The sequence below is a fragment of the Tsukamurella paurometabola DSM 20162 genome, assembly GCF_000092225.1.
Taxonomy (GTDB): domain Bacteria; phylum Actinomycetota; class Actinomycetes; order Mycobacteriales; family Mycobacteriaceae; genus Tsukamurella; species Tsukamurella paurometabola.
Window position 1 is genome coordinate 294,131 of the sequence record NC_014158.1, and the last position, 22,834, is coordinate 316,964.

General features: G+C 60.7%; 21 protein-coding genes. 6 read left to right on the forward strand and 15 right to left on the reverse strand.

All coding sequences use genetic code 11. From position 1 onward, the window contains the following. Positions 1 to 55: 55 nt before the first annotated feature. From TPAU_RS01420 to TPAU_RS23060, 10 genes are all read right to left on the reverse strand, one after another. Entirely contained in the window at positions 56 to 589 is a 534-nt protein-coding gene (locus TPAU_RS01420; RefSeq protein WP_013124982.1) for an alkaline shock response membrane anchor protein AmaP, read from the reverse strand. After that, a complete protein-coding gene (locus TPAU_RS22185; RefSeq protein ID WP_013124983.1) occupies positions 586 to 1,368 on the reverse strand; it encodes a hypothetical protein in 783 nt (260 codons plus the stop codon). The genes TPAU_RS01420 and TPAU_RS22185 overlap by 4 nt, the downstream gene beginning before the upstream one ends. 2 nt (positions 1,369 to 1,370) lie before the next feature. Further along, complete coding sequence (locus tag TPAU_RS23365; RefSeq protein WP_013124984.1) at positions 1,371 to 1,556, reverse strand: hypothetical protein; 186 nt, start codon at positions 1,554 to 1,556, stop codon at positions 1,371 to 1,373. A gap of 5 nt (positions 1,557 to 1,561) precedes the next feature. Next, the gene (locus TPAU_RS01435) at positions 1,562 to 1,888 is read right to left on the reverse strand and encodes a hypothetical protein (RefSeq protein ID WP_013124985.1); all 327 of its coding nucleotides are present in this window, start codon (positions 1,886 to 1,888) and stop codon (positions 1,562 to 1,564) included. Then, positions 1,885 to 2,361: an Asp23/Gls24 family envelope stress response protein gene (locus TPAU_RS01440; RefSeq protein ID WP_013124986.1), complete on the reverse strand. Its 477-nt coding sequence runs from the start codon at positions 2,359 to 2,361 to the stop codon at positions 1,885 to 1,887. Before TPAU_RS01440 ends, TPAU_RS01435 begins: the two co-directional genes overlap by 4 nt. 123 nt (positions 2,362 to 2,484) lie before the next feature. Next, entirely contained in the window at positions 2,485 to 2,805 is a 321-nt protein-coding gene (locus TPAU_RS01445; RefSeq protein ID WP_013124987.1) for a hypothetical protein, read from the reverse strand. Between the two features lie 528 nt (positions 2,806 to 3,333). After that, positions 3,334 to 4,383, reverse strand: coding sequence for a DICT sensory domain-containing protein (locus TPAU_RS01450; protein WP_049825742.1), 1,050 nt, complete (start codon positions 4,381 to 4,383; stop codon positions 3,334 to 3,336). 81 nt (positions 4,384 to 4,464) lie between these two features. Then, positions 4,465 to 5,229 (reverse strand): hypothetical protein, encoded by a 765-nt coding sequence (locus TPAU_RS01455; protein WP_041944233.1) that lies wholly within the window; start codon positions 5,227 to 5,229, stop codon positions 4,465 to 4,467. 48 nt (positions 5,230 to 5,277) lie between these two features. After that, a complete protein-coding gene (locus TPAU_RS01460) occupies positions 5,278 to 6,582 on the reverse strand; it encodes an IS256 family transposase (RefSeq protein ID WP_041944585.1) in 1,305 nt (434 codons plus the stop codon). A gap of 110 nt (positions 6,583 to 6,692) precedes the next feature. Then, positions 6,693 to 6,830, reverse strand: coding sequence for a hypothetical protein (locus TPAU_RS23060; protein ID WP_160160290.1), 138 nt, complete (start codon positions 6,828 to 6,830; stop codon positions 6,693 to 6,695). Positions 6,831 to 7,391: 561 nt separating this feature from the next. Between TPAU_RS23060 and TPAU_RS01465 the strand changes: the two genes are divergently transcribed. After that, entirely contained in the window at positions 7,392 to 7,601 is a 210-nt protein-coding gene (locus TPAU_RS01465; protein WP_013124990.1) for a CsbD family protein, read from the forward strand. Positions 7,602 to 7,632: 31 nt separating this feature from the next. After that, a complete protein-coding gene (locus tag TPAU_RS21685) occupies positions 7,633 to 8,517 on the forward strand; it encodes a DoxX family membrane protein (protein ID WP_147291134.1) in 885 nt (294 codons plus the stop codon). 239 nt (positions 8,518 to 8,756) lie between these two features. On the opposite strand, the gene TPAU_RS01475 is transcribed toward TPAU_RS21685, so the two are convergent. The 4 genes from TPAU_RS01475 to TPAU_RS01490 all read right to left on the reverse strand — a co-directional run bounded on the left by TPAU_RS01475 (position 8,757) and on the right by TPAU_RS01490 (position 15,715). Beyond that, positions 8,757 to 10,235 carry a condensation domain-containing protein gene (locus TPAU_RS01475; RefSeq protein WP_013124992.1) on the reverse strand — a complete coding sequence of 493 codons (1,479 nt, stop codon included), beginning with the start codon at positions 10,233 to 10,235 and terminating at the stop codon, positions 8,757 to 8,759. A gap of 427 nt (positions 10,236 to 10,662) precedes the next feature. Beyond that, positions 10,663 to 11,532, reverse strand: coding sequence for an MspA family porin (locus TPAU_RS22190; RefSeq protein WP_013124994.1), 870 nt, complete (start codon positions 11,530 to 11,532; stop codon positions 10,663 to 10,665). A 1,713-nt stretch (positions 11,533 to 13,245) separates the two neighbouring features. Then, a protein-coding gene (locus tag TPAU_RS01480; protein WP_245537794.1) for an IS3 family transposase occupies positions 13,246 to 14,438 on the reverse strand; the annotation gives its coding sequence in 2 pieces (ribosomal slippage) (positions 13,246 to 14,151 and positions 14,154 to 14,438; 1,191 coding nt in all). A 39-nt stretch (positions 14,439 to 14,477) separates the two neighbouring features. Further along, positions 14,478 to 15,715, reverse strand: a protein-coding gene (locus TPAU_RS01490; protein ID WP_115329748.1) for an IS3 family transposase whose coding sequence is annotated in 2 segments (ribosomal slippage) — positions 14,478 to 15,400 and positions 15,400 to 15,715 — 1,239 coding nt in all. Because the reading frame shifts where the segments join, the coding sequence is not laid out codon by codon here. A gap of 1,248 nt (positions 15,716 to 16,963) precedes the next feature. Between TPAU_RS01490 and pgsB the strand changes: the two genes are divergently transcribed. The 3 genes from pgsB to TPAU_RS01510 are packed head-to-tail and all read left to right on the forward strand — an operon-like array spanning position 16,964 to position 19,622. Then, complete coding sequence (gene pgsB, locus TPAU_RS01500; RefSeq protein WP_245537948.1) at positions 16,964 to 18,130, forward strand: poly-gamma-glutamate synthase PgsB; 1,167 nt, start codon at positions 16,964 to 16,966, stop codon at positions 18,128 to 18,130. After that, positions 18,130 to 18,609, forward strand: coding sequence for a poly-gamma-glutamate biosynthesis protein PgsC/CapC (locus TPAU_RS01505; RefSeq protein WP_013124998.1), 480 nt, complete (start codon positions 18,130 to 18,132; stop codon positions 18,607 to 18,609). Before pgsB ends, TPAU_RS01505 begins: the two co-directional genes overlap by 1 nt. A gap of 59 nt (positions 18,610 to 18,668) precedes the next feature. Beyond that, on the forward strand, positions 18,669 to 19,622 hold the full coding sequence (locus tag TPAU_RS01510) for a hypothetical protein (protein WP_147291135.1): 954 nt from the start codon (positions 18,669 to 18,671) through the stop codon (positions 19,620 to 19,622). Between the two features lie 1,160 nt (positions 19,623 to 20,782). Here the strand turns inward: TPAU_RS01510 and TPAU_RS22195 are convergent. Further along, the gene (locus TPAU_RS22195; protein WP_013125001.1) at positions 20,783 to 21,574 is read right to left on the reverse strand and encodes a helix-turn-helix domain-containing protein; all 792 of its coding nucleotides are present in this window, start codon (positions 21,572 to 21,574) and stop codon (positions 20,783 to 20,785) included. A 125-nt stretch (positions 21,575 to 21,699) separates the two neighbouring features. Between TPAU_RS22195 and TPAU_RS22200 the strand changes: the two genes are divergently transcribed. Then, on the forward strand, positions 21,700 to 22,629 hold the full coding sequence (locus tag TPAU_RS22200; RefSeq protein ID WP_013125002.1) for an FAD-dependent monooxygenase: 930 nt from the start codon (positions 21,700 to 21,702) through the stop codon (positions 22,627 to 22,629). The last annotated feature ends 205 nt before the right edge of the window (positions 22,630 to 22,834 follow it).

A 22,834-nucleotide genomic window follows, 5' to 3' on the forward strand; every position in this document is an offset into this window, starting at 1 on the left:
CGTTGCGTGTGCCTCGACGCCATCTTCGGCTGGGTCAGCGGTGTCCGCGATCTGGCTACTTGTCTTCGCTGTCTACGAGCAGTTGTAACCCGATGTCGGGATTGGTGGCCGCAGTGACCTCTGTTTGCGCGGCGCGAGCCAGCTCGGCAAGTTCCTGCACAGGCGCTCCAGGTGCGATGGTGACTCTCACTTGGATGGTCGGTTGGTCCTTGTGCTGGATTGTCGTAGAACGTGCCTTCCGGATGAGGGGGCTCGTCGATAGGTCCTCAGCCACGGCGGTGGCCACTTTGGTGAGGTCGACGGTCCCGCCATGGGCGGTAGCGACTGTTTTGGCGGTGTTGGTCCTTAGATGCTGTAGCAGTAGCCATAGTGCGAGTAAGACGAGCGCTACGCCGGCGATACCGACTGCAGGGTTCCACCACGGCGAATCGGGCGTGTCGGCGATCTTGTCCGGAATCAGGCGTTGCGAAGCTGACACGATGTGCCGCTCCCCCAGTCGGTAGGCGAGTAGCCAGCCACCGATGCCGAGCAGTACCAAGCCGGTGAGAAGCGTGATGAAGCGGTCGACAAGGCGCGTGGACGATCTCATGATGGCACCTCGAATTCTTCACGACGCCTGGAATGCAGAGTCCGGCCAAACCAGAGGTGATCGGTGACCGCGGTATGGCTGCGTCGGCGGGGTTTAAGCGCAGCGGTGACGAAGATGCCCCCGAGCGCGACGGCGGCTATCGCTGCTGGCCATGTCCACCATTCCCATTTCAGATCATCTGCGATGCGCAAGACCGCGTCGATCCATCGACTACCGTGCGCCCACCCGAACCAGATGACGGTGTCGCGGATCGCGACGATCCCTACTGCCATGAGCACAAGGAGCACTGGGATTGCGACGAACACAGACCCGGCTGTTTTTCGTGGCACGGTGCGCACGCTGGGATCAGAGGGTTCGCCTTCCTTTAGCGCCGAGCCCGACGCTGCCGGTGCCTTTGATCCCGGTCGGCGTTCGATGACCCGGGCGATGTGAACGCGTGCGGTGTTTGGCCGTTCAGCGAGACTGCGTGCGAGCTCATTATTGATCGATGACTGCACTTCGCTGACCAGGTGTGCGGAATTAAATGGCCAGATGGCTGCGATCTTGACGTCAACGCTGCGATCGTTATTGGAAAACTCCACTGAGGGCAGGCCTAATCCGATGAGGCTCGTCAACCCCCGCTCCTCCGCGGTGCCTGAAGCTGAGCGCACTGCGTGTTCGACGAGCCGGCGACGAACACGATCGTCAATGACGGTGCTGCCCTTATCGTTACGCGCAGTGCGATCAGGAGCCTCCCGTTCGCTGCCGTCTGTTGTTAGCGCTACCGGTTCGGTGGTCATGGTCAGCTCCGGCCGCTCTTTCGGAGCGCTGTCAAGTCGATCAGGCCGTCAAAGTGAGCCCCGATAGCAAGACCGGCCGCACCAAAAACGACAGCGAGGAGAAAGCCTACGATTCCCCCGGTGACGATCGCGATCGCTACAAGTAGGCCGATCACAGTGCCCCACACGGTGAAGTTGCCTGGTGTCATGATGTCTACTCCTTCGGTGATACGCCGTTGCCGTAGTCAGGCTTGGACGGTGGGACGATGTCGGCAACAACAACGTCGACGGGTACGCCGGCAGACTCCGTGGCAGCCTCGCCCACCCGCTCGGCAAGGGCGCGTAAATCGCTGTCGCGGCGGTACTCCGCGACAATATCCACCTGTCCACGGCGGCCGTCGAAACGGATACCGGTGATAGTGCGCCCGGGTAAATACGTCGCAGGGGCACCGGTACCGCCCGCGTGAAGTCCTGCGACACCGTTGATCGCAGTGACGACCTCCACGACCCGATCAACGAGGACAGCCCGGTTGTTACTCACTGGACGCGAGGTTCAGACGGCGACGACGAAGCATCATCGTCGTAGTCCTCCTCATCAAGGTGAACATCGTGGACGGTGATGTTGACCTCGGTCACCTCGAGTCCGGTCATCTTCTCAACAGCGTCGATGACGTTGTTGCGGATACCCGTTGCCAAGTCATGAATGGCAACGCCGTACTCGGCGACGATCCCGATGTCGACCGCAGCCTGCTTCTCACCGACCTCGACGTTGACTCCCTGAGTCAAATCAGGCGAGCCAGGGAGCGTCTCACGGATCTTTCCAACCACACGGGCTGCCTGCCCGCCGAGGTCGTAGACGCCGTTAATCTCCCGTGCAGCAATGCCCGCGATCTTCGAAACAACCACATCAGCGATGCTGGTTCCGCCTCGTCCGTTCGAGGTCGCAAGCTCGGAACCGGTCGCCTTCTTCTCTGCGCTGTCCGACGCGGTGGACGTGCTGGTGTTCGAGGCCATGAGATGATCTCCTTTTAGATTGGTGTGTCAACCGGAGCAGTTTTTCCGGCAAATATGTGTCGCCACGCGCGCCACGCTCAGCGCGCCCATGAGACCTAAGTCACACTACGGTTCACGCGGAGGTTAGACGCCCCGCGCCCTGTGCCTTCCACCTGCCTCGTGCGAATTTTCCCTGTAACGTTCGGCGAACTTGCGTTCCTCCGCCGAGGAAGTTGCGCCGTCACCCAAAATAGGGTCCAGTTCGCCGCGATCTTTATCGACATGGCGGTCCGCTCCGTAACGGATACTCAAAAGCGCGGCGGCGCCGAGCATGATTGTCATCACACCAACCGCGACAAATGCCCATCCCGCCACGCTGTTCTGAAATCCAAGAGCAACTACGCCGAACGCCAGCAAGGCGATACCCAGAAATATCAGCACTACGCCCGATAGCGAACGCTTCATCTTTCCCTCTTTACGGTTCAGTGAAAATCCCGACCGAACTCAGGCTAATCGGTGACGATCGTGAGCGCTAGCCGAAGGGTGCGACGACACTGGAGCGAAGACGAGCGGGGCAGCCAGCGGCAGTGCGCCAGCACGATGTCAACTGTTTCGTAATACCCAGGGGCGCAGTGGAATTGCCCCAGCGTATGCAGGCGCCGCGCGAGTCTGTGTTGCTGTTTCGTTATCGCGTACCGATTACGTAACGAGACGATAAAGGACTGAGGAGTTGCGCTGCCAGCCCCAACGACCACTTCGCCTGGACCTCAAGTGGCGCCGCATCCGCGCTGTTCGCTGCAGCCGAAGCGAGGCGCCTTCGAAGTGATTTGCCTGATCTTTGGCACCATCAATCATGAGCGCGCTTTACGGAAGATGAACTCAGCTGGCTCGGCCTTGTCCGAAAATTGCGCTGTCTACGTCTTTCTGCACCCGCGGAAAACGCGCACATGTGGCTTGGTCCCGCAGTGGCGGGACCGAGTATCGCTGTGGGTGTCAGTCGAAGCGACTGAGGATGCTACGCACGGCCTGGACCACGGTGAGTCGGTCGAAGGTCTGGATGAAGTCGAAGGTTCGTTCTAGGTCCGGACCGTTGTCGTGCAGATCCTTAGCGGCGATGAGGGCACTGAAGTGTGGCCCGAGTATTGCGACGGTCCATTCGTCGACAAGGGGGTCATCGGGGCGCAGGGCGGCCTTATGAATGTTTTCTTCCCGGATCGGGGTGATCTCTGCTCCGTAGATTCCGGCGAACCCAATAGTTTGCGAGAGCATCTGCCAGCGCGCTGAGGTGCGTTGGGTGAAGTGTCGGCGGTGCTGGAACGTCCCGATGGCGATCATCGATGCGCCAATCGAGCTGGCTTGAGTTTCGAGGGCTTTGCTCATCTCGACGAGAAGGCTTTTGGTGCCGCGGCGCGGCGTGTTGTCGCGTGTGGCGAGCGCGTAGGGAGTCGTGATTCCGATCTCTGGTGCCGCCCACACCGGGTGAGGAGGGAAAGCGACAGTCGGTTCCGCGAAGAGAGTCTCTGTGGGTTGCGGAGGATAGAGTGCGCCGATGCCGTAGGCGGCGCCGATCGTTTCAGCCACGGCTCTCGTCGCCTGATCGTCGACGCCTTCGGCGATAATGACAGCATGCGAGCGCTCGGTGTGCGCCGCAAGCGCATGGGTGATTCGAGCTGCTTCGGTGGCAAGTAGGGTGCGTAAGAGAGCCGGGGCAGTAAGCACGACATCTGGTTCGATCAAAGCTAAGAATGCGATGGCGTGTTCGTCGTCACCTCCGACTTCGAGACAGATGGTGAAGCCGTTCTTGCGGGCCGACGAGATCGCGGCCATGGTCTCGTGCGGAGACTCGACGAACAGTTGTGATGAGACGCAGACGAAGACTCGCTGCCCTGCGTCCATCGGGTGTTCGGCGAGTACTTCGTCCAGGCTGAAGGCATCGAGGGCGACGATGAGCGGCAACGCCTGGGCCAGTGCGGAGGCGGGTTGGTTAGCAGCGGCTTGAGCCGTCGCAGAATCCAGTTGATCCCTTTGCTTTAGAAGACGCATCGCGCGCCGGGTTTCATGCGAGTACTCCAGAGCACTGCCGGCCTTGCCGAGGAATAGTCAAATCCTGTGGATTGCCTAGTGTTAGCGAAGGTGCGTGCCGGCGAGGTTGGTGACGGTGGTCTTGGTGTGGTCGGCCCAGGCTGCCAGGACGGCCGTGACGGCGAGAGCGGTGCCGTAGAGGGTGGTGTGGCCGCCGTGGGCCGCGATGATTTTGCCGTGGCTGAGGTGGGCTTTGTTCTTGCGGGCCAGGGCGAGGAGGTCGATGGCGGCGCGTTCTCCGTGCCATCGTGGGGGTCGGATGACGATAGTTGCTGCCGCGGTTTTGTTGATGCCTGCCGGTGGTGTGGTGAGCCAGGAATCGAGGAGCTGGGCGCCGACGCCGATGACGCCGGCGACTGTGGCTTTGCCGTCGGGTGATTCCGGGGGGACGGTTTCGAGGATCCCTTCAGCGAGGTCGAGATTGTCGGTATCGATGGATTCGGCGAGCAGCCGGAGGGTGGAGGTGCACCAGCTGCGTTGCTCACCGGTCGGGGTGGCGAGCGTGTGGTTGTGACGTGCGACGGCGCGGTCGAGGGCCGCTTGCAGGGTCGCCAGGTCGGTGTCGAGGGCATCGGCGGTGATGTCGATGCCGTCCTCGGCGAGCAGCGGTGCCAACTCACGCAGCATCTGATCGGCCATGCCGGGCATCCACTCGATGGTGGGGCCATCGGTGAGGGGCTGGCCGAACGCACCGAACAATGCATCCGGGTCGAGGTCCCCGAGATCGCCGCGCGGCTGCCAGGGGCGGCCGGCGTTCCCGCCAGGAACGTGGTCGTCGGGGAAGCGGTCTTGCCGGTCGTGGCCCATACTGTCGATCATGGCACGGCCGCAGCGGGGCAGCCACGGCCACGAGGGTCAGGCGGCAGCGTCGTCGGCAGCCGTGGTTTCGGGTGTGGTGGCGGCGCGTTCAACGAGTCGGCCTTGGTCGAAGCGGGCTCCAGCGCGGACGAGGGCAACCAGGTGCGGTGCGTTCACTGCGCGCCAGCGAGTTTGGGCGGCTTGGATGAGTTTGAACGCCATAGCGATCCCCGCCGCCCGTGATCCGGGACCTTTGGTTACCTTGGTGCGCAACCGGACGGTAGCGAAAGTGGACTCGATCGGGTTCGTCGTCCGCAGGTGCACCCAGTGCTCGGCGGGGTAGTCGTAGAACGCCAGCAGTACATCGAGATCGTCGGTGATTTTCGCGGCCGCTTTGGGCCACTTAGCGGCGTAGTCGGCGACGAACACCCGCGCGGCCTTCTCGGCGTGCTCGCGGTCTTGCGCGTTCCAGATCTCCGTCAGCGCGGCTTTCGCGCTGCGCTGCACCGACTTCGGCAAAGCGTTGATAACATTGGCGATCTTATGGAACCAACACCGCTGCTCCCGAGTTTCGGGGAACACCTCGCGTAAGGCCGCCCAGAACCCGAGCGCGCCGTCACCGACCGCCAGCACCGGTGAGCGCATCCCACGGCGCTTGCAGCTGCGGAGAAGATCGAGCCAGGACTGCGTGGATTCTCGGTACCCGTCATCGAGCGCGATGAGCTCCTTCGAACCATCAGCACGCACCCCGATCAGCACCAGCAGACACACCTTCTCCTGCGCCAGTCGGACTTTGAGGTGGATGCCGTCAGCCCACACATACACGTAATCCGTCTCGGCCAGCGATCGAGTGCCGAACGCTGCTGCTTCGGCCTGCCAGTCCCGGGTCAGCCTGGTGATCGTGGCAGGTGAAAGCCCTGCACTGGTCCCGAGGAACTGCGTGAGCGCCGGGGTGAAATCGCTGGTCGAAAGACCATGCAGATACAGCAGCGGCAACACCTCCGCCACCTGCGTGGACTTGCGAGCCCACGCAGGCAGAATCGACGAAGAAAAACGCCGCCGCTCGCCCGTGACCTCATCCACACGTTTGTCGTTGACCCGCGGCGCCTTCACCGGCACCGCTCCCGCTGCCGTCACCACCTCCCGGGCCGCATGATGGCCGTTACGGACCACCAGCCGCCGCCCCGCCTCATCAACCTCCCCGGCACACGAAGCCACGTAGGCAGCGACCTCTGCCTCCAACGCCGCCGCCAGCATCCGCCGCGCACCGTCCCGGACAATCTCATCCAACAACGACCGCGGCGCCTCCGAGTCGCCGGTCTCGCCGGAGCCGTCGCGCTTATTCTCCACCACCGCGAGCACGGGCATGCCCTTCCCGCCAGCCATGACGAGCTGGACTTGATCAGATTCCTGCGACCTCGCAAATCATCCTCCGGGAAGACACACTTCCCGGGGTGATCCACAGGTTCTGATCATTGCTCGGCCTTGCCGTGGAGCTGGAGCTCGACGGCGGCGAGTGCACCGTCTGACAGTCGGCGCACGGGAGCGAAGGTCACTTCCACCTCGATTCCGGCTACTTCGCGGACCGGTAACGGAAAGACTCGCTTCACAGTGTGAGTCAATCACAGTTCGCGGCGCGAGGCGTGTCGTCGCCTCGCCCTATCGATCGTGCCTGCGTGCGACTCGCAACTCCAGCCGATCCGATGGTAGTTACCGAATTGGTACGCGGTAACAACTTGATAACTTTGCACGTTCAGATCACACACTGTGGTTTCCACAAAGGTTGGTGCACAACAACTTCCGCCGTTCTGTCAGATCGCAGAACCGGCTTGACGAAAGTTGTCTTCGAACGCCGCGGGCCGGCCGCGCGCTACGAGGGCTAGCGGAATCGCCCGCACAGCCAATAGCGTGAAAGCGCCGGGGCGGTCAGCGCTCACCGGAAACAACTCAGCACACCGGAGGTGTTCGACGTGGATTCCACAACGTTGTTCGGCGAGTGGTTTGATGGTCCGGAGGGGCGACGTATATCGAACCAGCTTGAAGGCTACGGTCTCGGCGAGCGTCTCTGGGCCCTAGCCGAGGCTTACCGCACAGCGCATCCCGAGACCGCCGTTGGCATCTAGTAGTGCATTCGCGCTACTAGAAGACCCATCACAGCACAAGGAGTAGACATGTCGATCTCTGATGACGCGCAGAACAAGGCCGAAGACCTCAAAGGTCGGGCAAAGGAAGCCGCGGGCGCAGTCAGTGGCAACGAGGATCTCAAGACCGAGGGCAAAGCTGACCAGGTCGAAGCACAGATCAAGGATAAGGTCGCCGATGTCGCCGATGCGGTCAAGAGCGGCGTCGACGCGGTGAAGGACAAGCTCAGCGGCAACTAGAGCCGCCCTGGGCACGCCAGATGTCTCGGTGGTGACTTCCCCCACCGGGGCATCGACGCCGCATCTTTTACCCGCCGCACGAGAAAAGAAGGAAGCCAACATGATTCGTCGCATCGCCCGCGCTTTGCTCGGGTCTTACTTCATTTACTCAGGCGCGAACACCCTGCTCCGCCCCGGTGAGACCGCACATGCTGCGGCCGGCGTTGTGCACAAGGCGCAGGAGACTTTTCCCGAGGCGCCGCTCCCGGCTAGCCCCGCCGCCTGGGCGCGGGCACTCGGCGGTGTTCAACTCAGTGCCGGCACCCTGCTCGCACTCGACCGGTTGCCCCGACTGAGCGCCCTAACACTGGCAGGCAGCCTCGCCGCAGCCACCGCGACGGAGAACCGGTTCTGGTCCGAATCCGATCCGGGTATTCGGGAAGAAGCCACAGTCCATTTCCTCAAGAACATCTCACTGATCGGCGGGCTAGTCATCGTCGGCCTTGACACCGAGGGAGAACCTGGCGTCGTGTGGCGCACTAAACGAGCCGGTAGGCGAGCGGCCGATCGCGCCGCCGCCGCCGTCGCAGTCCTCAACCCTGCCGCGGACAACGGTTCAGACACCAAGAATCTTGCTGCAGAGCTTCAGGAGAAGGCGCATGACACCGCCGAGAAGCTCGGAGACCGCCTCGCAGACACGCGCGAGGTGATCGAGCGGAACATCGCTCACGCCGGTGAAATGGCGGCACCGGTGGCATCAACGCTCGCACAAGCGGCGGGCACACAAGCCGCTCGCCTCTCCACCGCAGCGTCCGAAACACTGACCGACCTACGCGAGCACGCACCCGCCTACGCCGAACAAGTGCGAGACAACGCCCAACGCCTCGTAGCTACCGCCCAGGACCACACCCCCGCGGTACGCCAACCACAGGCATGACACGCCGGTGATGGGGCAAGGTAGGCCATAGCGCCTGCTAGCTGGCTCCCGCGTCCAGGCTGCTCATCGTCGGGCTCGATGTGGCCGTGGCGGTGGGGGCTGGTAGGTCGGCGGTGATTGCGGGCGTAGCGGTGAGTTCGGCACCTCGATTCGCCCGGACGGAAAGCTGGCCGGAGGAACGCCTTAGCAAGGGCGTCGAGGCATGGATCGCACCGAATATTGTCATCCGGTTAAACTCGTCACAATTGTCCCGGGGCAATGCCGTTTGCAGAGGAACCCGAGCTGTCGACGCTCACGGTGGACAGACCGGTTTCTCTCAAGCCCAAGGCTTTTCCGACTTCGATGATCCGATCGCGCAGGAGTCGGAACACGGTGTCCACGGCGCGGGTCGCCTCCACCGTCTCCGGATGCTGTGCGTTGAAGTCGAGACCCGACTCGTCGCGGTTGATCCACATGAACACCTCCCGCGAGGGAGTGGCATTGGCGAACACCGAGAAGTCGTGCTGCCGGGCCAGTTCGGCGCCCGGCACCCGGGTGACGTCGATGTAGGAGAGCATCGGCGAGGTGAAGCCGTGCTGCACCGGGAAACCGGGATCGTTGGCCAGCATGTCGATCACGGGGAACACCGGTGTGCGGTCGAGCTGCCGGGCCACGCCGAGCGCCTCCTGGGCGTTGCGCGTCGCCTCGGCGAAGGTGCCGCTGGCGTCGAACTGCACCGGCACCAGCGTCACGTACCAGCCGACCGCCATTGCATCACCGGTCGCGGAGCGGTCCGCCCGCGGGATCAGCATGGTGAACAGGCGCTCCCCGGTCAGGGCGTGATGCACCTGGCCCAAGACGGCTAGTAGCGCGCTGCTCGTGTTGCCGCCCGCCTGTTTTGCGGCGGCACCGAAGCGGGCTGCCTGGGCGGCATCCACGAACGAAGCGTGCACCGCGATCTTGCCGGGAGCGGCTTCACCGGGCCCCAGGCCCAGCGGGAGCGGGAACTTGGGCATACCGCCAGCGCGGGCGAGCGTGTCGCGCCACTGCTCCACGTCGGGGTGGGTGGGGGTGAGCGTCGCCGCGAGGGCCCGCTGCTCGGCGCAGAACTGCGGATACGGGCGCACGGGCACCGGCTCGTACGGCGTGCCGGTGCGGGCCGCCGTGTAGCGGGAGAGGATCTCGAAGAAGCTGATCGCCTGCGATACCCCGTCGGTGAACATGTGGTCGGAGCCGACCACCACCTGGAAGTGCGGATCGACCGCATCCGGGCCCGCGTTCTCGATGCCGTTCACGGCGAACGCGAAGGCTGCCCACTCGTGCAGCGTGGGCACCGACTCGATCAGATGGTCCTTGACGGTGCGCTCCGGATGATCCTGCGAACGCGCTGTGACGGCGAGCGAGATTTGCTCGGGCCGCAGCGTCCGGCCGCGTGGTCGAAGATCGGTCGACACCGGGAACGCCGTATGAAAAGTTTCATGTGCGCGCACGAAATCAGTGAAGACCTTCGCAATTGTTTCTGCATCGAATTTATCGTGCACGGTAAAAGAAGTGAATACCAGGCGTCGTACGCAGGACTCACCCTCGATGCCACTGCGAAGGTGATCGGCCTGGATGAAGGAGGTCTCAACGCCCAGGTCGGGAGCGTTGCGCATGGCCTCGCACGTGTTCGCATCAGGGGCCCAGACGACCCACTCGCCGGTGGGGCACTGCCAGTGTTCCGCGAATCCCGAAATCATAGAACTCTCCATTCGCGACAGTCGTTTTATGCAAGCCTCATGTTTGCCGGAATTCAACATTATCGAAGAGTGTTAGGCAACCCATTCGAGGGGCGATTTCGCTTAGTATTGAGCGTACATCTCTCGCACCATAACCACGCCTAAACCGCTAAGTCCGCTACCCACTATGACGCCAACGGTTACGCCGCCTAATTCTCCCAGCGTCTCAGCCGCGCTGTCAGGGGGTAGCGTGTTGGTGCACCATGTGATGCTGTCGGCCGCCACCGCTACTCCCGTCGTCACCGCGAAGAGCCAGCACGCACACAACAACAGAGACGGCACCCACACCTTCAAGCATGCTTCGATGCTTAGGTAACCCCACTCGTCGTGTTGTCACTGCCACCGCCTTAAGTTCTAGTTGCGCTCTAGGTCGCCGGCGACGAAATGTCTACAAGTAAGCTACTGCGCCGTAGACAACAGTTGTGGAAATACCTTTGGCGGTTTCAATACTCGCGCGCACGTATGGGCGTATACTGACCCGCCCCGCCATCGCTGTGACACTGATTTCAGTGCCATCAACATCGAGGATTGCGTCGTCTTGCTTTAATTCAAATTTCGCTACCGAAATTTCTTTTATTTCGCCGTGACCAATCGTGAAGTCGATCTTCTGGCTAGGAATGATGTCGCTTTTCACCCCGAGTTCGGCACCAACCTTCGAGGACGCGTTTACCCCGAGAGGGACATCCGCTCCCACATTACCTCCGACAGTTCCGCTACCATTACCACCCGAGGTTCCCCCGCCACCTGTTGCTGATCCATTCACACCGAATTTTGGTGTTACTCCAGCGTTGGCTCCCACACCCGCTTCTGGTTTTACTCCGGCATTCACGGTCAGGTTTGGTGTAACAATTCCTATCTTGGCGCCATCTTTCGCAACGGACATTGGGTATCCAATCTGGTATCCCATGTCCAGTTTCGTTCTCGAGCTTTTAATTGCATCCTTCTGCCCTGTCAATATCGCGCTTCCACGCATGGATAGAAACGCTTCCCGACTAAAGGGAGAAGAGTCGAGAGGAGGGTAACTTTCTACACGCGGGGATCGCAGGCCCACCTTCATCACGACTCCAGTTGGTGTGGTCTTGGTGACCATTCTTTCCTGCACTGCACCAGCGCGTTCGTTCGAGGGGGAAACAGGGGACGCTTGCACCTGCAGAGGAGTTGCGACCAGCAGAATTCCAGTCGCTATTGCAGCAGATAGACTCCGCCGGCCGAGGGGATGCGCGACCATGATCGGTCGATAGTTGCTCTTCTTGGTCACAGTTTCATTGCTCCTTATCTTTACGGGTCAGAATTGACCCAAGGCGACAATAGGTCGCTTTCGACCCGTTGCCGCTTGCCACCGCCTGAATGAGGTTGTTGCTGCGAGCCTTCAAGGCTGCCTGCCGGACAACCATGGATGGTTGACGCGCGCAACGCAACCCCTGTATGTCGACGCGGACCGCAAATCATTAGTTGTGGCACACATGTACATCCCTGTCCACCTCGTTTGCCCTTAATACGCACTAGGTAACCGCAGCACGTGATCTATATCATGTCTTCAAACGATCTTTGGGAGACGAGCCTCACAGACGCCGCGGGTAGCGCCTTACCTGTCGCTCGTTTATAGTGATCGATGTTCCACGAACAACCTAAGGGTGTGTTATCGCACGATGTGCTGTGTTGGAGATCGACGATTGGGTCTCTAATCGTTCGGGGTCGCTTTCGCCCTGGCCTCGTAGCTAGCTCACGAACTCTGGGGTATCCATGCAGAAGGGCTTGGAAGTCTCGTCGCGGAGGCGCGCTGACGTCGCTGAGGAAACCCTGCCAGACTGGCGAACGGACTGTTTTGTCTGATGCGTTCAAGAACGCTACATGCCCAGTCTGGTTTTAGAGCGTGAAGCGTATTGTTCACATGCTCGCGTGTTAGGAAACTCATTGACAACTTCGCACTTAAAATTCGACAGTGATGGAGACGTGTTCGGCGCGCGTTCCAATGAAGTCTTAGCACGTGTTCGTTCACATAGGTTCCCGCGGAGCAGGCCGATGGAGACTGTGACTGCAATTCCTGCATTGCTATGTGCAACAATGGCGGCCGGAGCCTTGTGGATCGCCTTATTGACATCAGCCCCCGCAATTACCGTTCCTAACTCGGTCAAGGATTCGATGCGCAGCGAGGCTGTCTCTACGGCTCGTTCACTGTCGGAATCGATTGATCGGGTTATCTCATCGGTCAGATCGAACCCCTCTATAGGAGACGGTGATGCATCGACACTTCCTATAGGCACGGATCTCGATGGCTTCGAGGTGCTTAATCGGTCGGGTGCGCTTTTGACGGGCGCTGGAAACGCGGTGAGCACGTCTGCCAGAGACCTCCCAGGCAGTGCGGAGCCGAGAGTGGTACGAAAAGGTGGTGCACTCCTGGTGCTGGTACCGACGTCGCCGGGCAGGTTGGTCGTAGCGCAACTGCGCACTCGTCAGTTCGAACATGGGGAAGCTGGCCACACCGCCACCGTGGTGACACTCGATGGAACACCGGTGAGCGGACAACTGCAGTATGATACGCGCTTGTCGTCCTTGGTCCGGGCGGCCACGAACATGAGTACGACTGAGCACCAAGGCTTCTTGTCGTCGTCTGAATCCGTCTTTGACGATGGCGACAGTGGCGGAGCACGGCGCGCTCGAGCTGCGGCAGCAGCCCGGATTCCGGGCTTGGCGGCGGATGCCGACGTAGCGGTAGCGATCGCAGGCGAGGTGCCAGCGGTAGAGGGGCCGGCGGGCCGGCCCGGACTGCTCGCGGCATCTGTGATTGGTACAGCCGCCATAGCGGTCTTTCTGCTCTTGTTTCTAACAGTAGTGCGGCCGATTCGGACCTTGCGTGACGGTGTGGAATCCGGGCCTTGCCCCTGGATCTTGGACACGATGTCATTTCGGTTATGCCGCTTGCGTGAGCGTAGCGCGGTAGGGCCTGCTGCACGGGTAGGTGACAAGTTGGTCAGGCCGCGTGTGGCGCGGCCGGGTTCATGGTGGACTCGAATGCGATGGGTGTCAATCGTCCAAGGCGGCGTTGTCGGCGCCGGCGGTGGTAGGTCCGTTCGATCCAGGTGATGATCGCGGTCCGCAGTTCCTGCCGGGTGGCCCAGCAGTGGCGGTCGAGGACGTTGTTCTGCAGCAGGCTGAAGAACGACTCCATCGCGGCATTGTCGCCGCAGGAGGCGACTCGGCCCATTGATCCGCGTAGTCCGTGATATTCCAAGGCACGTCGGAATTTTCGGCTCCGGAATTGCGATCCTCTGTCACTATGAACTATGCATCCGGTGACATCACCGCGCATCGCGACAGCGTTGTTGAGGGCGTTGACGGCGAGCCGGGCCTTCATCCTCGAGTCGACGGAGTAGCCGACGATCCGCCCGGAGTAGGCATCTTTGATCGCACACAGATACAGCTTCCCTTCCCGAGCCCTGTGTTCAGTGATATCTGTGAGCCACAACCGATTCGGTGCATCTGCGGTGAACCGGTGACGAGTCCTGCCGTGCTCGTCGGTGACGGTGCATAGATCGTCGTGGACCGCGGGCCCGGGTTTGCCGCCCTTGCTCGAGCGTTTCTTTCCGAAGACGCTCCACCACCGGTTGTCGCGGCAGATCCGCCACGCAGTGCGGTCCGCCATAGGCTCACCGGCAGCGCGGGCCTCGTCTGCGAGTAACCGGTGACCGAACTCCGGATCATCAACGCTGGCGTCGAACAGGGCGTTCGCGCGATACGCCTCGACCAGCTCCGTCGCGGGGACCGGGGCGGCGAGCCAACGGTAGTAAGGCTGACGGGAGAGCTTCAAAACCCGGCACGACACCGTGACGGGAACACCGTCGTCGGCGAGCTCTTTCACGAGCGGGTACATCATTTTCCCGGCAGGTTCGCCTGCGACAGATACGCAGCCGCACGACGCAGGACCTCATTCTCCTGCTCAAGGAGCCGAATCCGCTTACGCATTTGCCTCTCGGTCGCCGACTGCGCCGCACTGCTCCCGGACTTGGAGCCGGCCTCGACATCGGCGGTCTTCACCCAGTTCATCAGGCACGACTCGCTAATGCCGAAGTCGGCAGCGATCTGCTTGAGACGGACTCCCGGCTCACGATTACGCGCGACACGGACCACATCGTCGCGGAACTCCTTCGGATACGGCTTAGGCACAGTGCACATCCTTCCAGCGGCACCCCTCGGCACCACAGATCAGATGTCACCTACCCGTGCAGCAGGCCCGTAGGCGGTTTCGTAGGTGTTTGGTGTGATGTTGCCGATCGCGGAGTGCCGGCGGCGGGTGTTGTAGCGGTTGGCCCACCGGAACACGGCCCGGTAGGCCGTGGCCTGGTCGCCGAACGCTGGTCGGCCTTGGAGGAGTTCGCGTTTGAGGGTCGCGTTGAAGCTCTCAGCGAGGGCGTTGTCCGCGGACGAGCCGATCGCTCCCATCGACTGGGTCACGCCGAAGTGCTCGCAGAGGGCGGTGTAGGCCTTCGAGGTGTAGACCGACCCGTGGTCGGAGTGAAAGATCGCCCCAGCCAGGGTGCCGCGTTCGCGCTGCGCGGCCCGTAGTGCGTTTTCGACGAGCTCGGTGCGCATGTGAGTGGCCATCGACCAGCCTGCCAGCTTGCGTGAGCCCAGGTCGATGACCGACGCGAGGTAGAGGTTGCTGCCGTCGGCGATGGGCAGGTAGGTGATGTCGCCGACGTAGCGGCGACCAGGACCGCCGGTGCTGAAGTTCCTGCCGATCAGATCTGGGAAGCGTCGACCGGACTGATCCGGGACGGTTGTCTTCACACGCTTGCGGAGCCGGATTCCGGCCAGGCCGTGCTCACGCATCACGCGCGCCACGCGCTTGTGGTTGACCCGCTCACTCTCGGCTGCGCCGGCGTTGAGGTCAGCGGTGATCCGAGGCGCTCCGTAAGCACGATCCCCGCCCTGTTTCGGGTCTTGCAGCACCCGGATCCGGCCCGCCAGCACCGAGTCAGCCGCCGTCCGCGCGGCCCGCCCCTGCGCTGCAGCGAGCCACGCGTAGAACGACGACCGCGCGATCCCAATCACCTGGCACAACCGCTTCACGCCGTAGGCGTCCTTGTGGTCCTCAACGAACTGGAAGCGGTTCACCAACTCGTCTCCCCGGCGAAATACTTCGCCGCCTGACGGAGAATGTCGCGTTCCTCAGCAAGCTTTGCCTGCTCGACCCGCAACACCCCATTCTCGGCCTCCAGCCTCGTGATCCTCGCCGCCTGCGACTCCCGCCGCCCCACTGACACCCCCGCCGCAGCCGACGCGGTCCTCGTCCCGGAGCCGAGCTTGTCGACCCACCCCTTCAACGATCCCCGGGACACACCCAAATCCGCCGCGATCCCCTGCAACGTCGCACCCGGCGTCGACTCATACAAGTCCACCGCCCGGCACCGGAACTCATCGGTGTAACTCTTCCTGGCCATCCTTGGATTCTCACTTCCCCCAGCCATGTGCTGGATTACACGTGTCCAAGAACAGGGGGTAAGGCCCTCCCTCTGCAACGACGCCCGTACCTCACCAGTTCAGATGCCACGTTCGTCGAATTCGGAAGTGAATCGCATCGCCGGCTTCGTCTGGCGCATGCCGGGGATCTTCGACAGGGACCGAGATCTCACCTCTAGCTCTGGCCGACGTGCTGTTTTCCCTGGAGTCGTACCAATTATCGTCGCCGCCGTAGTGGTTGGGGTAGCCCTCATACTAGGGGCTGTTTCTGTGTCGCATCGCGCTCCCAATGGGAATCGTGACGATGTGGTCGCAGCCGAGCAGAAGGTGCACGAAACGCAGATGCGGCTGGATGCAGCATTGCTTGGTGGTCTCAGTGAGGTTCAGTCTGTGGCGGCCCCCGCTGTAGGGAAGGCGGTCGACTGGCAGCGCGATGTTACGACAGTGCTCGGTCGCAGGTCTGAGTTGCGTTCGGTATACGCAGTTGCAAATCGTGATGGCTCTGTTCTCGCGCGGGCTGGGAACACGCCTTCGCGTATAGCCGGGGGTACTCGAATCGAACCCCCAGCGGGCGGTTTCGGGCTCCTGCAAGCCAGTACGTCGGGCGCCGAGCCAATTATCTTAGCTATCGCACTCAGTCATGATCAATCTGTCACGGTGGTCGCTGAATTTGAGCCACGTAAGCTCAATTCCCTGCTAATGCGCTTCGCGGGCGATTCCGTCGTCCTCGGGCGAACAGGCAAAGTGATTCTGAGTTCGAAGGGGTATCGCGCATTTTCGATGCCAGGCGCCGAAACCGCTCGCCTCGGGGGCGAAGCTACTTCCGTGCCTTTCGCTACTATACTTGGGTCTGGAGACGATGCCGCGGTTCTGGCAAGTGAACGGGTCGGCGGGCAAGGCCCTGTATCGGACCTGCTCTGGGTTGTTGTACAGCGCACTCCTGTCAAACCTGCCATCTTCTCGCTACCTGTTTCTAAGCGCGCAGCATTAGTTGCTTTCGGGCTAATCGGACTGTCGACGGGCGCCCTGCTGTTGTGGCTTTATGCCTCGACGACAGTACCGCTACGCAAAGTGATCGCCTGGCTGGAGCTAGTCGTTCACGACCACGGCGCGGCCACACCCCCGTTGGCTCCCGCTCCTCGGCGCTTTGACGAGGTCGGTGCGCTGACATCCGGTCTTCTATATCTTGTGAAGCGGGGCCCGCGGTGATTGTTCTCTACGCACTTGTCGTGAGCGCCTGCCTTGCTTTGCTCGGATGTGGAGTACTGGAACAGTATCGACATCACCGGAACCTACATTCCATTCCTATTCGAGTAGTAGTGAACGGCATCCGCGGGAAGAGCTCGATTACCCGGCTGTGTGCCGGCGCGCTGCGCGGTGGTGGCCTGGTCACCGTTGCGAAGACTACCGGAACCGCGGCCCGCTTCATCCCGCCCGACGGTGTCGATGAACAGATCCATCGTCGCTTCGGCTTGGCGAATGTGATCGAGCAAGTGGGCATCGTCCGACGAGCCGCCTCGTTCCGCCCGGACGCGCTCGTCATCGAGTGCATGGCCGTGCTTCCAGATCTCCAGGAAATCAACGAGCGCAAGCTGATCCACTCGACTATCTGTGTGATCTGCAACGTCCGAGAAGACCACGTCGATGAGATGGGGCCAACCTTGGAAGACATCGCCCGATCGCTATCTCGCTCGATGCCGGAGGGAGGAGTGTGTATTACCGCCGAGAAAGAATACGTGCACATCTTGCGCGAGGAAGCGCGAAAGCGCGGTTGTCGGCTCGTCGAGGTCGAGTCCGACGACATTGGGGACGAGATCTTGGCCGAATTTCCCTTCATCACGTTCAAGGAGAATATCGCCATTGCCTTAGCGGTCGCTGAGCTGTGCGGAGTCGATTACCGGGCGGCACTGCGCGGCATGATCGAGTCGCCCGCGGATCCTGGAACCGTTGCAGTAAAGGAATATCGCTATCGGGGGACAGTCATCACCGTGGCGAACCTGTTTGCGGCGAACGATCCCGAGTCGACTCGAATGAACGTCGAACTGCTCACAGCGCGCGGGCTAATCGGGCGTCCGCTGAATGTGATTGTTAATTGTCGGCCGGATCGTGTTGAGCGCAACGGCCAGATGGGCGCTCTCACCAGCGCACTCGATCCCGAACGGATCATCTTGATAGGAGAGCCGACGCGTTCAGCTCGGGTAACCGTTCCAGATCAGCTCGCCGTCCGAATCGCCGATCTCGGTGGACGTCTGGACTTCGACCGGGTACTCGCCGCAATTGCATCTGATGACGATGGTGAAGCTTCGGTCGTGACTATTGGCAATATTCACGGTAACGGCGAGATATTGCTCCATGCTTTCGAAACACTCGATCACAACCCGCTGGAGGCTCCATAATGAGTGGCACACTCAGCCCGCAGGTCGCGTCGATCGCGCTCGCGATTGGCATCGTGCTAGCCCTTTGCTGTTATCTCGTCACTAATCTCTCACCAGGTGGCATGATTACTCCGGGCTGGCTCGCGGTGGCATTCTTGGAGGACATTCAACGCGTGCCACTAATCTTCGGGATGACTGTAGCGACCTGGATATCTACTATCCTTGTCCAGAAATGGGTGATTCTCTACGGCAAAAGACTGTTTGCGTCGGTGATATTGATCAGCGTCGTATATTCATTGGGAATCTACCTTGTTGTGCACGGTCAATACCCGTTGCTATTCGCTCAACAGACTCTCGGTTTCATTATCCCGGGACTGATCGCCTATCAGTTGGTGCGCCAGCCTCGGGTCCCCACCATCGCGTGCACGTGCGCGGTGACACTCGGCGCATACGGCCTCCTCGCCAGCGGCATCCTGCTTGATTTGGTACCCGCTACATGATTCGCCTGGATTTGCGTGAGCTGTCGGCGCGTGGCAGACGCCTCGCTGTTCTGTGCTTCGTGTTCGTGATCATCGGCGGCACCGGAATCGGTATCGGAACCGCCCGAGTATATAGCCGTGCGAACAGCACGGAGGCCGTTGAGCTACTGCCCGCGTTCAGCACGCTGCATTTCGAGCGTCTGGCCGACCCCGCTCGCACCCTCGCCCGCGACGACCGGGGGAGAGTTGTAGCGATCATGACGGACGGCGCCCGCACAGTCGTCCTCGCAGGCCGACTGCGGACCTTCGTGGAACCCGAGACGACGGCGGCAATCGTCGCCTCGAACGCACGGGTGCTACTGCTTCCTCGCTCCTGGTCCGCAGGGGGCGAGGGTGACACGTGGTTCAGCACCTGGTATCTCGCTGCAAGAGAGACCAGCGTCGACCTGCTCGAGGCCGCCACCCAGTACCTGACCGGCGCAGATTCTGATTTCGACGCACGTGGCATCGAATATCGAGGTGATGCCCACTACCCGGGCGTCTCAGCGACAGGGGAGAGGGTGCCCGGGGACTTCAATGATTACCTGGGCGTGGCGTGGACCTTTTCTGACGGCGCTACCCGACAGGCTCCTCCGACGAGATCACGTGCGCTGAGCAGTGCCGGTTTGGTACGGTTAGTGTTCGGATATCGTGGTGGGATGCCGTTATCAGGCCACGTAAGAGATCCATCAGGGATGGCGCCGACGGTCGATGAACTCTTTTACGGTGCGGGTGCCACGATCGCACCTGTGACGGGTGCCGCCGTCAGTGATCTCGGTCGGCTCCAGCCGGGCGATCTGCTTTTCTTCGATACCGATCCAGACGCTACCTTGGACCAAGTGGCGATCTACCTGGGAGTAGATCAACGCAGCGAGCACCGCTTCATCATGAGCCGCCGCGAAGCTGACGGACCGACGATGGGCGATACGGGTGGGCGGTCTGTGGTTGACCGCGGGAGGTTCGCCTCAGCGCTGCGTGCAGTGAAACGGATATGACAGAGCGGCGCTTCCGGATGAGCAGACGGAGATTGCTAATCGCTACCGCGGGCCTTTCCATGACGAGCCCCGTCACCGGATGTGGGCCGCTCGGTGGCCACGCAACGACCTTGGACGGGCTCGTCACCGAACTATCAAATTCACTGAGTCCGTCACAGGCATACCGGATGCCGAATCCTGACGAGCGCGCATCCGTCACTCGCGGCATCCGCTCCTTACACACGGGCGGAATTAACGCAGCGCGCGCGGAACTAGCTACCGTCGGCTTCCGCGCTGAGCTGGTGCCAGACGCACAGTCACGCCGCGACTACGTCGTCGCGCGCTCCGAACGCGGGACCGAGCGCGCATGGGGTATGCTAATTCTGGCGGCATCGACTCCCGCTCCTGATATCCTTCTGGAAGTGCCGCATCCTCGCGCGGATCTAGGAACTGAGTTCCTGGGCCTTGATCTATTGCGCTCATTGCCTAGATCGGCCTTGCTAATCGCGGGCGCACACCGCCGGGCCGACTCGGAAAACGCCGACGTCGCACACAACCCGGAATCGATGTTTCACCAGATTGCCGTCGAATACAGCATGCGCGGCGCGATGCAGCTCCAGCTACACGGGTTCGCAGATAGTTCACTCCAACACCGAGACATCGTAGTTTCTGCAGGACCGGGTCTAGCATCCCCGCCCGCACAAGACATCGCCGATGCGCTCGACAACGGGTTCGACGTATGCCGTGCATGGAACGGCCGATGCGGAGAGATCGAAGGACGGACGAACGTCCAGGCGATTGAAGCGGCTAGTCGGAGTAGCCCGTTCGTTCACCTAGAGATCAACCGCACTACTCGCGCATCGACGCACCGACAGTCGGACCTGAAGTCCTCTCTTATTCGCGTCCTCCGCGCCCTATGATGGCCACCGCTACCCCAGGAACCGAAAATGGGTGCAGTGGGGAATCGGCACCACCGCTGTGCGATGCCTGCGCTGCGCAGTGCCAATGGTAATCATTTCCGCTGAATCGATGCTGCCTACCTGTATTATTAACGGGCGGCAGAGCAGTAAGGCAGACAGGCTTAGCAAAACTTGCCATGAATTCATGTTGCGTCGCGGCCAAGACTACACCAGATATAAGGCAGGCACCTACCGGAATTCGGTTTGGACGATACTGATGAATCAAGTCGCACCCGGGCGGATCAGCATTAGAATTCGATACCATCGATCGTCGATGTTCTGGAAAGATGCTAATTCGAAACATTTCTCATTACCCTTATTGTCGACTAGGGTTAGCTCCCGGCGCCCGCGCGGTTGGGAAACCGTGAAACGAGCCCACAAATATTTGAAAGTCGGGTACCGAGAACTCAGATATTCCACTTCCTCTACTAGTTTTGGACACGCGGGGGAGGGGGCGCTGGTGGATCGAAGTACTCCAGCCGCAAGTATTTCATACTCGCGAATATTGGCGAACAAAGCGCGAAAGTTGGCGTTGCCGAAAATCATTCGCGCGAGCGTTCGTTCAGCTGCTGGAATCTCATCGAAATTGACGATGATACGGTTAGCAGCAGCATTCCATCCATGAATACTGGTGTGCGGCCCCACAATAATAGCCGGCACCTCTCTTACGCCAGCGAGAAATGTGTGCATAAAGCCGCTCGGCTCTGAAGGCGGTAAAGTGGCTCCTGGATCAACTAAGTCTTTGATATACTTTCTCTCGTCGGCGTTGAATTTGAACACCTCGAAGATCTGATTAGTCACAGAAGCGCTCGGAGTGGCGCGCCCTTGTTCGATGCGGGTGTAGTAGTCAATACTAACATGTACCAACTCCGCGACCTGCTGTCGTGTCATCGCTTTTCCGGCAGGCAGACTTCCCCTAGCCCTGCGAGCTTTTAAGAACCGCCCCATCTCCCGGCGACGTTCGTGCGCGTCAATGCCGTTACCACTGTTACCACTGTCTGTGACGTGTGCCATACTACCTGGTCCTATCCTGGTCCTGGACGTGCAACAATACGTTCCTTACTCTAACTGACTAGAGGGCATCCGCCCGTAGAGGACCGTTTCGATTCCCTATAGGAACGCTACGAAATAGGAGAGAGATGATAGGCACATCTACAGTTGAGGTAGCAGTAGTTGGCGGCGGCATCGGTGGGTTGAGCGCCGCAGTGTCGTTGATGAGTGTCGGAATTGATGCCACCGTCTACGAGCGGGCGCCAGAGCTAGGAGAGGTAGGAGCCGGAGTGTCTCTCCAACCGAACGCTCTCCGCGTGTACGAACAAATTGGCATCCTTGACGATATCAAAGATATCGGATCACCGATGAATCGCACGCTCTACTTAACCGCAGGCGGGGCTTTGGTCGAGCAAGAAGGCTACACCGGGATCGGAGTGTACAGACCGGACCTTATTGAAGTGCTCAAATCGAAACTTCCTCCGGAGAACATCAAGCTAGGAAAACAGGCTATTGGATATACTGAGAGCGGAAACAAAGCACTGGTTGAATTCGCCGACAACACGACGGAATTAGCTGATGTCGTAATCGCGGCTGACGGTATCCGATCGACCCTTCGGCGCTCCCTGAATAGCGATAATGACGGTTTCGTATTCTCTGGATTGATGGCATATCGAGGCGTTTTACCAACATCCGCTGTACCTGATTTCCCCGCAGAGGCGGCGATCGATTGGATGGGTGGCGGCAGGTTTATCCGCGCCTACCGCCTGCGTAACGGCCAACTTCTTAACTGGATCGCGGTGGTGCCCACCGATAATATTTTCAGCGAGAACTGGACATTACCAGGGAACCCAGACGAATTACGTAAAGAATTTCCCTCCAAGAACTGGGACCCTCTAGCGATAAATATCCTGAAACAAGTTCAAACCACAGCGCGCTACGCACTATTCGATCGGGACCCAATCCTTGAATGGCATCGCGACCGGGTTGTCCTGCTTGGCGACGCTGCCCACCCGATGCTTCCGCATGATAGGGCAGGGCGCAAACTCTGCAATCGAAGACGGGATTGCGATCGCTGATTTGATTGCTAACTCCAGTGGAAACATTACCGATTGCCTGTCCAAATACGAACTTCTGCGGCGAGACAGAACTAAGCGTTTTCAGGAACATTCACGGGTCCACAGTCGTCGAAAAGATATGGACAACCCCTTTTACCGCCATATCCCGCTGCGCCTAGATAGGCCTGGGACGTACGACTACGATACCCATCGAAGCGCGCTGGAC